The 13384-nt window shown below is 72.0% G+C and carries 11 protein-coding genes and 2 pseudogenes; 4 read left to right on the top strand and 9 right to left on the bottom strand.

Annotated features, from left to right (window positions below; genetic code table 11):
• Positions 1 to 341: 341 nt before the first annotated feature.
• Positions 342 to 479, bottom strand: a complete 138-nt coding sequence (locus AB0N63_RS29770) for a hypothetical protein (RefSeq protein WP_365533649.1) — start codon at positions 477 to 479, stop codon at positions 342 to 344.
• Between the two features lie 55 nt (positions 480 to 534).
• Entirely contained in the window at positions 535 to 2823 is a 2289-nt protein-coding gene (locus AB0N63_RS29765; RefSeq protein ID WP_365533690.1) for a heavy metal translocating P-type ATPase, read from the bottom strand.
• Positions 2824 to 3273: 450 nt separating this feature from the next.
• Between AB0N63_RS29765 and AB0N63_RS29760 the strand changes: the two are divergent.
• Positions 3274 to 3414 (top strand): annotated as a pseudogene (locus tag AB0N63_RS29760) (IS5/IS1182 family transposase); the annotation flags it as partial.
• 494 nt (positions 3415 to 3908) lie between these two features.
• Positions 3909 to 4151 (top strand): hypothetical protein, encoded by a 243-nt coding sequence (locus tag AB0N63_RS29755; protein ID WP_365533647.1) that lies wholly within the window; start codon positions 3909 to 3911, stop codon positions 4149 to 4151.
• Between the two features lie 206 nt (positions 4152 to 4357).
• On the opposite strand, the pseudogene AB0N63_RS29750 reads toward AB0N63_RS29755, so the two are convergent.
• The 3 genes and pseudogenes from AB0N63_RS29750 to AB0N63_RS29740 all read right to left on the bottom strand — a co-directional run.
• Positions 4358 to 4908, bottom strand: a pseudogene (locus AB0N63_RS29750) (transposase); the annotation flags it as partial.
• Positions 4899 to 5024, bottom strand: a complete 126-nt coding sequence (locus AB0N63_RS29745) for a hypothetical protein (RefSeq protein ID WP_365533644.1) — start codon at positions 5022 to 5024, stop codon at positions 4899 to 4901. The pseudogene AB0N63_RS29750 and the gene AB0N63_RS29745, both read right to left, overlap by 10 nt.
• A gap of 1 nt (position 5025) precedes the next feature.
• Complete coding sequence (locus tag AB0N63_RS29740; protein WP_365533641.1) at positions 5026 to 6117, bottom strand: type II CAAX endopeptidase family protein; 1092 nt, start codon at positions 6115 to 6117, stop codon at positions 5026 to 5028.
• A gap of 166 nt (positions 6118 to 6283) precedes the next feature.
• On the opposite strand from AB0N63_RS29740, the gene AB0N63_RS29735 reads away from it, so the two are divergent.
• Both AB0N63_RS29735 and AB0N63_RS29730 read left to right on the top strand, forming a co-directional pair.
• On the top strand, positions 6284 to 8617 hold the full coding sequence (locus AB0N63_RS29735; RefSeq protein ID WP_365533638.1) for a histidine kinase: 2334 nt from the start codon (positions 6284 to 6286) through the stop codon (positions 8615 to 8617).
• An 8-nt stretch (positions 8618 to 8625) separates the two neighbouring features.
• Positions 8626 to 9282 carry a response regulator transcription factor gene (locus tag AB0N63_RS29730; RefSeq protein WP_365533635.1) on the top strand — a complete coding sequence of 219 codons (657 nt, stop codon included), beginning with the start codon at positions 8626 to 8628 and terminating at the stop codon, positions 9280 to 9282.
• A gap of 266 nt (positions 9283 to 9548) precedes the next feature.
• On the opposite strand, the gene AB0N63_RS29725 is transcribed toward AB0N63_RS29730, so the two are convergent.
• The 4 genes from AB0N63_RS29725 to AB0N63_RS29710 form a co-directional block, all read right to left on the bottom strand.
• The gene (locus AB0N63_RS29725; RefSeq protein WP_365533633.1) at positions 9549 to 10487 is read right to left on the bottom strand and encodes a PfkB family carbohydrate kinase; all 939 of its coding nucleotides are present in this window, start codon (positions 10485 to 10487) and stop codon (positions 9549 to 9551) included.
• A gap of 115 nt (positions 10488 to 10602) precedes the next feature.
• A complete protein-coding gene (locus AB0N63_RS29720; RefSeq protein WP_365533631.1) occupies positions 10603 to 11604 on the bottom strand; it encodes an SIS domain-containing protein in 1002 nt (333 codons plus the stop codon).
• Between the two features lie 86 nt (positions 11605 to 11690).
• Positions 11691 to 12536 carry an ABC transporter permease gene (locus tag AB0N63_RS29715; RefSeq protein ID WP_365533629.1) on the bottom strand — a complete coding sequence of 282 codons (846 nt, stop codon included), beginning with the start codon at positions 12534 to 12536 and terminating at the stop codon, positions 11691 to 11693.
• On the bottom strand, positions 12533 to 13360 hold the full coding sequence (locus AB0N63_RS29710) for an ABC transporter permease (protein WP_365533626.1): 828 nt from the start codon (positions 13358 to 13360) through the stop codon (positions 12533 to 12535). Before AB0N63_RS29710 ends, AB0N63_RS29715 begins: the two co-directional genes overlap by 4 nt.
• Positions 13361 to 13384 lie beyond the last annotated feature (24 nt).

The following is a 13384-nucleotide window of genomic DNA, read 5'->3' as shown; positions in this document are numbered from 1 at the left end:
GCTGAAGCGATGGCAGGTCGAAGGCGGAATTTGCGGTTCTCCTCTTCCCCGTGCGGGACCAGCCGACAGCACTGCGCCGGCGTCCGCGGCGTCGGCCGCCGCCCGCGCGGCGGCCCGTGGCCCCTCGACGACCACTGGTCACGCCGAAGACCACGGTCATACGACTGGATGACGCAGCTCGCCATGATCCTCGGTTTCGTCAGGGCCGTGCCGGTCGACGTCCGGCTGTTCAGAGCCGGCGGAAGGGAGAGATGTGGCCCGCAGCCATGACTGCCGCATTGCAAGCCTCTCCGGACGCGAGCCGGGCCGGCCGAACTGCCACCAGCGCGGCTGCCGCCGCGTCACCGCCCGGCGCCGGACCGGCTCGTTGAGAAACGGCCCTGCCAGGCCGCCTTCGCACCCGAGTCACCGATCCGGTACGCCTGGACGGCCGCGCCGACGGCCACGACCAGGGCGATCACCAGCGCCACAACGCGCACCACAACAGAAGATGCCAGCCGGGCCGCGGCGGACGCCGCCGCAGACGTCTTCGTATCACGGGGCCAAGGAGAAGTAGTTCTCCTCTTCCTGGGAGAAATGCAGGCGCAGGACTGCGTGCAGCCCGTAGAGACAGGAACGCAGATCGTCGAGCTGATCGGCGTCCAGGCCGCCGCGGGCGTGGGCCAGGCGCAGGTGGGTGGCGACGCGCCGGGAAAGACGCTCGATCTCGGTATGGGCGCGGCTCATGGTGGCGGTGGCCTCGGGGCCGCCGAGCGTGGGAGCGAGCGCGGGGTAGAGCTGGTGCTCCTCGGCGTACTCGTGCGGCAAAAGCCGGTCGGTCAGCAGCTGGTGTGTCTCCTCAAGGGCCGCCAGGGCCTGATGACCGGAGCTGTCGGACAGGCGGTCGGCGGCAGCGCGTACCGCCTCGACGACATCCCGCAGATCGTCGTGCTCGGCCGCGAAACGGCGGATGAGCACTTCGGCGGCCGGGGTGAGAGCCGGTCGCATCGCCCGGTCGACGCGCAGTGCCCGCAAGGCGTTGAGGATGACCACGACATCGATGCCCTCCTGGAGCAGGGCGCCGGCGGCGGGCGGAAGCAAACCGCCGGCGGCTGCGGCCATGGCGGCGAGCGACATCAGCATGCCACCCAGCGCGCTTTGCACGGCGATGCGCCGGGCACGTCCGGCGATGGCGACCGCATCGGCAAGACGGTCCACGCGATCGGTGGTCAGGATGATGTCAGCGGCCTCGGAGGAAGCGGTGGAGCCATGGGCTCCCATGGCCACACCGATGTCCGCCACGGCGAGCGCGGGGGCGTCGTTGACACCGTCACCGACCATGACGGTGACGGCGCGCTCGCGTTCGGCGCGGACCGCGGCGACCTTGTCTGCGGGGCTGAGCTCAGCCCGTACGCCGTCGAGACCGAGAACGGCAGCGACTTCGTGCGCGGGCTCGGCACGGTCCCCCGTGAGCATCAGGATCCGCTCGATGCCCGCCGCCCGCAGGTGGCACAGGGTCCTGGGGGCGTCGGAACGAATGGGATCGCGCAGAAGGACAGCACCGACCACCTGCCCGGCGACCGTCAGCCAGGCGACGGCCGCACCGTCGAGCAGCGCGCGGTTGTCCGCCGCTCTGGCCCAGGGCGGCACGGCGTCCCCGGTGTCGATCCGGCCGATGGACGCCCGCTGCCCGTCCATGGTTCCCGAGGCACCCCGGCCGGGCTCCTCGGTGACATCCGCCACCACGGGCAGCGCCAGTCCGCGCTGTCGGGCGGCGTCGACGATGGCGTGGGCCAACACGTGCGGCGAGTACTGGTCGAGTGCCGCCGCCAGGCACAGCACCTGCGCCGGCCTCCACCCTGGTGCGGCAGCGACGTCAAGGACACGAGGACGGCCGCCGGTGAGAGTGCCGGTCTTGTCCAGCAGCAGGGTGCGGGCCCGGCCAAGGTTCTCCAGAGCACCGCCGCCGCGGACCACCACACCCAGCCGCGAGGCCCGGGACAGGCCGGAGACGATCGCGACCGGCGCGGCCAGAAGCAGCGGGCACGGCGTGGCGACCACCAGGACCGCCACCGCCCGGACCGCAGAGCCGCTCAGGAGCCAGGCCAGCCCGGCCACCACCGACGACAGGGGCAGGAACCAGGCCGCATACCGGTCGGCCAGGCGGACCACAGGAGCCGACTCCGCACCGGCCTGCCGAGCCAGCCTCACAATCTCGGCATAAGTGCTGTCCTGCTCAGTGGCGGTGGCCCTCACATCGAAGGCGCCACCGGCGTTGACCACCCCGCTGCGCACGGCTTCGTCCTTCGCACGCTCGACCTGCAAAGACTCCCCGGTGAGCACCGACTCGTCCAGCACGGCGAGCGGGCTCTGCACATGGCCGTCGACCGGGACCACTTCTCCCGGTCCGACCACGAGCAGGTCACCGACTTCCACCTCGGCAAGCGGCACCACACGCACTCCGACATCGGTGTGGCGCCGCGCCGTACGCGGCACGCGTTCCACAAGGGCCCGCACATCATGGGAGGCCCGCCGCTGGGCCGCGGCTTCGAGGGTGCGTCCTGTGGCCAGCATCAGAGCAATCAGCGCGCCGGCCAGGTATTCGCGCACAGCCAGGGTGCCGCCGAGAGCCAGGACCGCGATCAGATCCACCCCCGCATGACCACGCCGCAACGCAGCCACGACCCACCCCACCGCCGGAACGATGGCGAACACGGTCCCCAAGCCCCACAAAAGATCCGCGAGAGCGCCGGCACCGGCGACCCGGGCCACACCGCCGGCCGTCAGAGCCACCGCCGTGACCGAGAGGAGAAACGGCTCCGGATACGCTGAGACGGCGGCCATCAAATGGCGCACCGGCCCTGTGCTGGCAGAAGAATTCATGGGCACACCTCTGCCGTCCATCCTCGGCCCGGGCCCGGTCCATCACACCTCGGCGGCGCACACAAAGCAGTAGCCAAACGGCCCCGCAGGGCTCAGCCATCTCCACTTCGCCGTGACCTCGCGGGCGACCTGGCACCGGACCAGCAGCCCACCTGTTCCTCGGCGACGGCACGGTCTGCCCGAGCATCGAGAAAAGTGACCGGTGAGCGTTTTCAGCGTGGCCACTGCTCGGGTGACGGGATCAGGTCTCGCCGCGCATGAGAGGGGGTATGCAAGTTGACGGGTGTTTTGTCGTCACCTGACCGTGTGAGACAGCGGCCTCCCCGCCGGTCCGTAGGGCCTGGGCGTGCTGGGCCGACCACCGTGAGCGAGCGCAAGCCCTACAAGACCGGCCTGTCCGACTTCACCACGTGGCGCGACGACGGCACCGACCGGACCATTCACGACCTGCTGCGCTGGAAGGTGCGGGAGATGGCGCGGCGGAAAGCGGACCCGAGCCTGGTAGTGCTCGACACCCAGAGCGTGCACGCGGCGGCCGGGTGCCCGCGGAGTCAACGGGGCGTGCCGACGAACTTTCCGACTCCAGCCGCTTCCACTCCGCGTTCGTCAGATCTTCACGTCCCAGGCAGTCAGCTTGCCCCCCAACACCCCGTTCGCAGACGGAGATCCAAGAAACAGCACCATGAATGAGGGAGGGCGTGGCGCTAGCGGAGGGGATGCCGGGCACGAGGAAATGTGCCCCGCCATCGCCGACCGCGAGCACGGGAGCGCGCCGGCTCCGGTTACACGGCCCCGGGCCTGCTGTGTTGTTCTCGCGCAGCTTGTCAGGGGTGTGTAACAAGCCCTTGTGGCTCGTGGGACAGGAGGGTCCCGGTGTGATCAACTGCAGATGCCTCGGATAACCCCCGTAGCGCACCTGTGTGTTGTGCGGTCGCGGAAACGTACCGCACCGGGCGCGAGGCGGGTCGCGTGGTAGCTCGCGGCCCCTGCTCAGCGGCCATGCGCCCATTCGGCGCACGTGCCCACAGATGGAATTGGAGCGAAGAATGCGCAAGAACCTCAAGAAGGTTGCAATCGTCGGTGCCGGCGTCCTGGCGTTCTCCGGCATGGCCACCGGCATGGCTCAGGCGTCGGTGTGGCAGGGCGCGGACATCCCGGGCACGGGCCCCCTCCAGGAGTGCACCAACTGGGGCAACGCCCTGCAGGCCAACGGGACGATCGTGGGCTTCGCCTGCATGGAGGACGAAGGCGGCAACTCCTGGGAGCTGACCCCCTACTACTCCAACTGACCCTCTCTTGGCACGTCCCGGCGGGACAGGCGGGACCCACGGCTCCTGAGCGTTCGGGAAGCCCCCGTCCACGAGGACGAAGCCGGGTTCGGGCCCGGTCGGCGAGGAGGTCGGCGACGTCCGTGACGTAGACATGGGCAGCGCCGACGGATGTGCAGCGGACGGCCGCCACGCGAGTCGATGCGCGCCCTCGCCGCCGTCACCGGCCAGATGCCGAGGATGTCGCGGGTGCCCTCGACGGTGACGGCCATCGCGACGTGGATGGGCCGGTTGGCGACCTTGCCATCGCGAATCTCACGTTGATCGCGTCCACGAAGACGACCGGATAGACGCGATCAAGCGGTCGGGCCTGCCATCCCGCCGTGCCCTCCATCACCGAGTCGGTGATCATGGAGATGGTCTGCCCGGACACCTCCGCGCCGTATACCTCGGCGAGATGAGCCGATATCTCCCCCGTGTCTGAGGCCCTTCGCGGACAGCGACAGCACCATCTCATCCACGCCGGTCAGCCGGCGCTGCCGCTCCTTCACGAGCTGCGGTTCGAAGGTGCCGGCGGTGTCGCGGGGCACCTTCACCTCGACCGGGCCGATCGGTCCGCACGGTCTTCGAACGAGTGCCGTTGCGGGAGTTGCCGCTGTTCCGGCCGGCTGCGTCGTGCTTGTCAGCCGACGTGGCCGGTGATCTCGCCCTCCGGGACGGACTCCAGCACTCGCTTGGTCAACTGCTGCAGCAGCCCTCCCTCGCCAGTCAGCTGCAGTCGGAACGGGCCCGGTCGACCGGCATCGAGATCAACTGCTCGTCCGATACCGCCTTCGCGGTCAACCCGACGACCGGCTCCGCCGCCGTCCCGTGCTCGCTGATGGTCTCGCTCATCTCAGGCGTCTCCTTGATCACCGGATCCGCCGTCTATTGGACACTCCCTCTTCCCGGTGCCCCCTGCGGCGGGCGGGACGGCCGCGCCGTGTCCGGACAGACCAGGCTGCCCCGCCCACCGCGGCGGCACGGCGGTGCCGCCGGCGTGCGGGTCGGCCGCCGCGAAGCCCGGCGGCGGGACCGGTCGCTTCGGCGCCGGCGCGGTGCGCTCCAGCCGCCGGCGGCGCAGCCACCAGGCCACGGCCGCCGTGTACACGGCGACGCCCACGACGTCGAGGGCGACGATCTGCCACGTCGCGTCCGCCGCGGTGCCGTCACTGCTCAGCCCGTCCACGACGACGGCAGCGGCGCCGAAGGAGAGCAGATTGTTGACCGCGTGCAGGGCGATGGACGCCTCCAGGCCGCCCGTCCGCCAGGTCAGCCAGCCCGCGGCCGTCCCGAAGACCACGAGGTCGGCGAAGCCCCAGGGGGTGCCCCAGCCGTGGGCGGCGGCGAACAGGACGGCCTGCGGCAGAAGGGCGGCCCACGGAGAGCGCAGGTACGCCCCGGCCGTCTGCGTGAGCCAGCCACGGAAGACGTACTCCTCTGCCGCGGCCTGCACCGGCACGAGGACGACCAGCATGGCGAGGGCCTTGCCGAAGGCCGACCAGCCCACCCACGGGCTCTCCGCCTCGCCGTCCGCGGGCAGCAGGACCATGACGCCCATGGTCAGGGCCAGGATCGGCGCCGCGGCCAGCCCGCACCGCAACAGCCAGCACCATCTGAGCCTGCCGGTCACGGATGAGACCGTGCCGGGCCGGCGCCTGCCGATCCAGCGCACGGTCAGCCCCAGGACGGGTATCGCCAGCCCGATCGAGAGCAGGTCCACGGCGGTGCCCGAGAGGGGGCCGAACTCCGGCCAGCCGTCCGCGTCTTCCTGGTATCCCAGCGACGACCCCAGGGACGCGCAGGCGAGCTGCAGGAGGACCAGGGCGACCATATAGGTCACGGCCACCACCAGGGTCCCGAGCAGGGGGCGCCACCATCGGTAGCGCGGTGACAGTCGGGCCAGGCGGTGGTACGGCAGTTGCTCGGCGAGCTGCGGTTGTGTCATGCCGTCAGCGTGCCGGAGCCGCCGCGTGGTGCCATCGGCCCGGGGCAGGAACGGCTGCTCTGACCGAGGTTGGTGCCCGAACCCTGTCTCTATCTCTGGTAGGAGGGACTCCTCCCCCTCAGGTTTGGTGCCCGGCCCGCCTGCGCCCTCTACGCTCGTCGGCGACATGGAGACGATGCGCAACTGGTTCCTGCCCCTGCTGCTGGCGGCCGGGCAGGGCGCCCTGCTGTGGCCGGGCGTGGGCCCGGACGGCACACCCGGCGGGCCGGCCCTGCTCTGCGTGCTGGGAGCGGTGGCGCTGGAGGCGGCCGCGTTGAGCCGGCGCCGGGCGGTTCCGGTACGAGCGCTGGCCTGCACGCTGGGTCCCCTGGTGGTGGGCGGGCTGGCCTGGCCGGACGGCTATCTCGGCCTCGGCACGTTGGTCGCCCTGTATTCGGTCGCCGTGCGCTGCCCGGTGCCGGTGACGGTACGGGCCGTCGCGGCCGCCGTGGGCGTCGAGTGGGTGCTGGCCGCCGTGCAGGAGGGTCCCGGACCTGCACTGCTGTCCGAAATGGCGTCCGCACTGGGCGTGTACCTGCTGTGCGCGGGGCTGGGCGAGGCCCGGCGCCAGTGGCTCGCCGGCCGGCTCACCGCGGCTCGGCGGCTGGCGGGGGCGGAACACGCCCGCCGGCTGGCGGCCGACCACGAGCGCCGGCGGCTGGCTCGGGAACTGCACGATGTGAGCGCCCACCACCTCACCTCGGTCGTGGTGACCGTGGATGCCGCGCGCCGGCTCCAGGACAGCAGACCCGACCTGGCCGCCGAGGCGCTGGCGTTCGCGGAGCGCACAGGCGCTGAGACGCTCACGGCGCTGCAACGGGTGGTCGGGCTGCTGCGGGACACGGATCGCCCGGACCACCGGCCGATGAGCGGCCGGATCGAGGAACTGGTCGCGGGCTTCGGCCGGTTGGGCCGCCCGGTCATCGCGCGGATCCCCGGTGACCTGGCCGGGCCGTCGGCCGAGGCGGTCTACGGCATCGTCCGCGAGGCGCTCACCAACGCGCTGCGCCACGCGCCCGGCGCCGCCACGCGGGTGCTGGTCACCCGGGCGGCCGGGCTGCTCAGGCTGACCGTGCAGAACGCGCCGCCGCGCACCGCGCCGCAGAGCACCGGCGGCCTGGGCGCGGGACGCGGCGTGGCCGGGATGCGGGAGCGGGCCGCGGCGGCCGGTGGCGAACTGACCGCCGGGCCCACGCCGGGGGGCGGCTGGCAGGTGTGCGCGACGCTGCCCGACGGTGCCGAGCCACGGCGGCCGGACGGGCGCGGCCGGCGGCGTGACGTGCTGCGCGAGCAGCGACTGGCCGATCCGGCGCTCGCGGCGGTCTCGATGATCCTGCCGGTGTCTTGCGTCCTGGCGCTCGCGGAGGACTGGTCGGCCGCCGCCCGGCGCGCCGCGCTGCCGGCGCTGCTGGTCGTCTGCGGGCTGCTGGTCCTGCACGCAGTGCCCCTGCTGTGGCGCCGGCGTGCGCCGTGGGCCGTCCTCCTCGCCGTGCTCGCGACGGCCTGGGCGGGCCCGGCGGTCGTCGCCGGGTGGCGTCTGCCGTCCCACGCGGCCCAGTTCCTCCCCGCCGGCACGCTCGTGGAGACACTGGCCGTGTACGCGGTCGCCGCGTACGGGCGGGGGCCCGGGCGCACCTGGCCCGCGCCGATCGCGGCGACGCTCGGCACGGCCGGTGCCACGACGGCCGCTTCCTGGGCCGACCGTTCCGTCGGGGGTGAGCCGACGGGCGCTGGCGGTGCCGTCCTGCTGGCCTTCGTGCTGTCCGTCCTGTTGGCCCTGGTTTTCGCCGCCGTGTGGGGGACCGGCCTGGTCGTGCGGTGCCGCCGGCTGCGCGCGCTGGCCTTCGACGACTTCGCGCTCGCCAGCTCGATGTGGCAGGCGGACCGGGCCGTCGAGGCGGAACGGCAGCGGCTGGCGGACACGCTGCGCGACGCCGTGCTGGATCACACGTGGGCGCTCGTCGGCGCGGCTCGGCGCGGGGACCTGGCGGAGGTGGCAGGGACGGCCAGGGCGGCGCTGGCCGCGATGCGGGAGATGCTGCACAGTCTCACCGACGGCGGCGGATCCGACGCCCGGCTCGCTCCGTCACCGACCGCCGGCGACCTGGAGGCGCTGTGCCGTGCGCTGCGCCGCGACGGCCGTGACGTACGGCTGCGCGGCCTTCCGGAGGCCGCGCGGAACCTGCCGTCGTCAGTGCAGGTCTCGGTGTACAGGATCGTCGAAGCGGCGCTCGGCGCGGGCGACCCTGGTCCCGTCCGGGTGGCCCTGCGGCGGCGGCGCGACACCCTGCGGATCACGGTGACGGGGGTAAGGCTCGCCGTGGCGGGCCCGGTCGCCGAACGCCTGCGGGCGCAGGCCGCCGCGGGCGAGGGGCGGATCGAGTGCGAACCGGCCGGTACGCTACGGGTGGTGTTGCCGACCGGAATCGCTGCGGCCCCGTTCGAGGAGGTGTCCCCGTAGCCATACGCGTGATCGTCGTGGACGACCAGGCCGTGGTCCGGGCCGGGTTCGCCGCCATCGTGGACGCCGAACCCGATCTGACCGTGGTGGGCGAGGCCGGTGACGGGGCGACGGCGGTGTCGCTCGCCGCCGGGGAGGCCGACGTCGTCCTGATGGACATCCGGATGCCGGGCATGGACGGCCTCACCGCGACCCGGCTGATCACCGCGTCGGCCGGCGGGCCGCGGGTGCTGGTGCTCACCACGTTCGACCTGGACGAGTACGTGTACGAGGCGTTGCACGCGGGGGCCTCCGGGTTCCTGCTGAAGGACGCCGAACCCGAGCAACTGCTGTCCGCGATCCGGGTGGTCGCGGCCGGTGACGGCATCCTGGCGCCTGCCGTCACCCGCCGGCTCATCGACGCCTTCGCCCGCAGCGCCCCGCCCGCGCCCCCGGCCGGCGGGCGCCTGGACCGGTTGACCCAGCGGGAACGGGAGGTCCTGCTGAAGATCGCCTCCGGGCTGACCAACGCGGAGATCGGCGCCCAGCTCGGCGTCACCACGGGGACGGTGAAGAGCCATGTGAACGCGCTGCTGTCCAAGCTGGGCCTGCGCGACAGGGTGCAGGCCACGATCCTCGCCTACGAGTGCGGACTGATCACCCCGGGCGGTGTCCCGGGGCGCTGACCGCGTGCCGGTCACCGCGGACCCAAACGTCGATGTCCGTTCCCTGCCGGTGCTCGGCGAGGCCGTCCGCCGGGAGGATCCTCGATCTCCTTCAGGACCTGCTGAGGTGCTGGGCCGGTGCATGCACCACCTGCGGACGACCTCCGCCCGCCCATCAAAGCCGCCGCACACAGGACAGAACCCAACGAAGCACTACTAGGCCTTCCACGCGCTCCCCGACAACCTGGAACCCGGGTGGCGCGCGGGACGCGCGGGCGGGTAGGCGCTCAGACCAGGCGAGTGGGAGCGACGGAGCCGGGCACGGTCCGCGCGGCGGGCCCGGCTCCCCGTCCGGCCCGCGTCGCCGGCGTCGGCCAGCCGCAGCCGAAGGCGGCCTCCACGAAGCACTGGTGGTACGCCGCCTCCGCGCCCTGCCGCAGGGCCTCCCGCAGGGCCGCCGGGGCTGGTGGCATCTCCCGGGACCATCCGTCGCGCAGCAGTGACACAGCGAACCCGGCGAGAAAGGCGTCTCCGCAGCCCATCGTGTCGGAGACCGAGTCGGGGTCCGCGGCGCGGGCCGGCGCGACGGCCGTGGTGCGGCCGTCGTACGCGACCGCCCCGTGCAGGCCGCGGGTGGCCAGCGCCATCCCGGCCCCCCGGTCCACGGCCTCGGCGAGCAGGGCGCGGGTGGCGGCCTCGTCCAGGTGTGAGCACGACAGCAGCGCGAGGTCCACGTGCGGGCAGACGCGGTCGAGATAAGCGGGTGTACGGAACTCCTCCTCGTCGGAGAAGTCGAAGCTGACCAGTGGGCCGGCCGTCGCGAGCTGCGGGAGTTCGGCCTCGGTGCCGGAGTAGACGCTGGAGTGCACCAGGTTGAAGGAGGCTGCGTACGCGAGCAGGCCGGGGGTGAGGGGGAGAGGGGCGTGGACGGCTTCACCGCCGGGCTCGTAGCCGAGGAAGACCCGGTCGCCGTCCCGCACGTGCAGGGTGGAGACCGAGGTCGTGCCGTGGCGCACGACGCTGTGGTCCGCGGTGACGCCCTGCGCCGTCACGGCCGCGCGCAGTCTGGTGCCGAGGTCGTCGTCGCCGAACACCCCCACGTAGGCGGCGTCCAGGCCGAGCCGGTGGGCGTAGACGGCGACGTTGACGCAGTTGCCGCCGGGGTAGTCGGTGCCGCGGTCCGTGAAGCGGTCGACGGTGTTGTCGCCGAAACCGAGGACTTTCATCAGGGTCTCCCGAGGCGCGGGCGCGGTGCGTGGGGACACGGCGCCCGCCGTGGGCGCGCCGGTGCGGGGGCACCGGCGCGCGGGGCGGATGGACGAGGGGAACCGGTCGCAGGGTTCAGTAGTCCATGACGCGGTAGTAGCGGCGCAGGTCGAGGGAGTGGTCGCGGACCCGCTCGAGGTGCTTGCTGACCCGGTCCATCACGGTGTCGAGCACCAGCGGGGCGAGCAGTCCGCGGAACTCGGGGCTGATGCCCTCCAGGGGATAGTCGCGGGTGTCGAAGACGGTGACGTCCTTGGAGACGCGCTTGGCGAAGGCCTCCGCCCGGTCGGTCAGCGCCCGGGTCTCGTCCTCGCCCTGGAAGACGATGACGCTGGTGTTCTCCTCCAGCAGTTCCAGCGAGCCGTGGAAGAACTCCGCGCTGTGCACACGGGTGGTGCGCAGCCACTGCATCTCCTCGAGGATGCACATGGAGTACAGGTAGGTGAATCCCCACAGGTTTCCGCCGCCGATGAGGAAGTGGTAGTCGGTGTCCTTGTGGGCCTCGGCGAAGTCGGAGGCCATCGGCTCGGCCTGCCGGGCGACGTCGACCAGGACGCGGGGCAGGACGCCGAGCTCGTCGGCGAGGCGGTCGTAGCCCTCGAACTCGCCGCGGCGGGAGAGCAGCCGGCCCATGAACAGCAGCAGCTGGACGTCGAAGGGCCAGGCCTTGGGCTCGGAGATCAGCGCGGTGTCGACGTTCTGGGCGACGGGGGAATCGGGGTAACCGGTGAAGCCGATCGTGTGGGCGCCCCGGGACTTGCAGTAGTCGATGGCGCGGAGGCTGTCATCGGTGGTGCCGGAGACGGAGGTGAAGACGGCGATGGTGCGCTCACCGAGCCGGGCGTCACCGGAGACGACGAGTTCGGCGGCGACGGCGGCCCTGACCGGCAGCACCGAGGTGCGCCGGGCGAGGTGCTCGTAGGGCCACATCTGCGCGTACGTGCCGCCGGCGCCCACGAGGAGGACGTTGTCGTAGCCCTCGTCGGCCAGACGGTCGACGAGCTTTTCGATCTGGGGACGCAGCGCCAGCAGGCTCTCGGTCTGGGAGACGAATTCGGCTTCGTTGAACTTGAGCACGGTGATGACTTCCTCAAGGGTTGTTCCGCACCGGCCGGCGTGTGCCGGTGAGCCGGTGTTTCGGGGGGCGCGGGGACCGGAGCGGGTCAGGCCGCGCGACGCCGGGAGAACAGCACGTTCGCCCCGGCGATGATCAGACCGCCGGCGAAGATCAGTGTTCCCATGACGTTGACCTGCGGGGGCACGCCGGTACGGCTGGCGCTGTACACCCACAGCGGGAACGTGACCGTACGGCCGGCGTTGAAGCTGGTGATGACGTAGTCGTCGACGGACAGGGCGAAGCAGAGCAGGGCGCCGGATGCCACGCCGGGCAGCAGCATGGGCAGGGTGACCAGCCGGAACGCTGTCCACGGGCCGGCTCCCAGGTCGCGGGCGGCCTCCTCAAGCGTCGGGTCGTGCCCCGCCATGCGCGCCCGTACGGTGATGGCGACGTAGGGGATGCAGAAGGCCACGTGCGCGATGACGATGGTCCCGTAGCCGCGGGGCACGCCCAGCACGATGAACAGCGACAGCAGCGCGGCGCCGAGGGCGATCTCGGGAGCCGCGATGGCGGCGAACATCAGCAGGTCCACCGAGCCCCGGCCGCGGAACCGGTGCCGGCCGAGCGCCAGCCCGATCGGGGTGCCCAGGAGGGTGGCGACGACGGCGACGACCAGGGCGATGGTGAGGCTGTTGACCAGGGCGGAGGTCAGGTTGGGGATGGCGAACAGGTGCCGGTACCAGTTCAGGGTGAAGCCCTGCCAGGTGAAGTTCACCTTGCTGCCGGTGTCGTTGAACCCGAACAGGATCATGACCGCGATCGGCAGCAGCAGCCAGGCCAGCACCAACACGGTGTACAGGGTCAGCGTGGGGCGGCGCCGTGGGCGCCCGGTGCGCCGGGTGCGCGGTGCGGCGGACGCGTCGGCCACGGGGGCGGCGGTTGTGGTGGTCATCGCGCGGCCGCCTCCAGGACCTCGTCGGTGCCCAGGGTCCGGGCGTAGGTGAACACGGCCAGCAGCAGCGCCCCCATGAGGACGAAGGACAGGGCGGAGGCGCCGGGGTAGTCGAGGTTGGTGAAGTACTCGGTCTGGATGATGTTGCCGATCATCGTCGTCGAGGGGCCGCCGAGGATGCCGGCGTTGACGTAGTCGGCGCAGGCCGGTACGAACGTCAGCAGTACGCCGGCGAAGACGCCGGGCAGCGACAGCGGCAGCACCACCCGCAGGAAGGTCTGCGCCCGGGAGGCGTACAGGTCGGTGGAGGCCTCGATCACCTTGGGGTCGACCCGTTCCAGGGCCACGTACACGGGCAGGACCATGAACGGCAGGAAGTTGTAGGTCAGGCCGCCGATCACCGCGTAGGGCGTCGCCAGCAGGTGGAAGTCGGCGGGGAGCAGGCCGATGTCCTTCAGCGGTCCGAGCAGGACGCCGTGGTCGGCGAGCACCACGTTCCAGGACTGGGTGCGGATGACGAAGGACACGAAGAACGGCAGCAGCAGCAGGAAGAGGAAGACCGACTTGTGCCGGCCGGCCCGGAAGGCGATCCAGTAGGCCACCGGGTAGCCGACGACGGCACAGGCGGCGGTCGCCGCGACGCCGTAGACCAGGGACCGGACCAACTGCACGTGGTAGGTGCGGACCACGTCGGTGTAGGTGCTGAAGTGGAACGTCTGGCGGAAGCCGTCGATGAAGTTGCCGGTCTGCAGCGACAGCGACACCATCACGATCACAGGGGTGACGAAGAAGGCCGCCAGCCACAGCCAGCCCGGAAGGATCATCAGGTAGGGGCCCAGTGCTTCCCC

Origin of the sequence: Streptomyces sp. NPDC093260 (genome assembly GCF_040683715.1) — a bacterium.
Taxonomy (GTDB): domain Bacteria; phylum Actinomycetota; class Actinomycetes; order Streptomycetales; family Streptomycetaceae; genus Streptomyces; species Streptomyces sennicomposti.
The sequence above is the reverse complement of the archived record's forward strand: the minus strand, read 5'-3'. Positions and strand labels throughout refer to the sequence as shown.

Coding starts and splice junctions, on each gene's coding strand:
- AB0N63_RS29725 (WP_365533633.1), bottom strand. CDS start 10,487: ATGAAAGTCCTCGGTTTCGGCGACAACACCGTCGACCGCTTCACGGAC.
- AB0N63_RS29765 (WP_365533690.1), bottom strand. CDS start 2,823: ATGGCCGCCGTCTCAGCGTATCCGGAGCCGTTTCTCCTCTCGGTCACG.
- AB0N63_RS29755 (WP_365533647.1), top strand. CDS start 3,909: ATGCGCAAGAACCTCAAGAAGGTTGCAATCGTCGGTGCCGGCGTCCTG.
- AB0N63_RS29710 (WP_365533626.1), bottom strand. CDS start 13,360: ATGATCCTTCCGGGCTGGCTGTGGCTGGCGGCCTTCTTCGTCACCCCT.
- AB0N63_RS29740 (WP_365533641.1), bottom strand. CDS start 6,117: ATGACACAACCGCAGCTCGCCGAGCAACTGCCGTACCACCGCCTGGCC.
- AB0N63_RS29745 (WP_365533644.1), bottom strand. CDS start 5,024: ATGAGCGAGACCATCAGCGAGCACGGGACGGCGGCGGAGCCGGTCGTC.
- AB0N63_RS29715 (WP_365533629.1), bottom strand. CDS start 12,536: ATGACCACCACAACCGCCGCCCCCGTGGCCGACGCGTCCGCCGCACCG.
- AB0N63_RS29735 (WP_365533638.1), top strand. CDS start 6,284: ATGGAGACGATGCGCAACTGGTTCCTGCCCCTGCTGCTGGCGGCCGGG.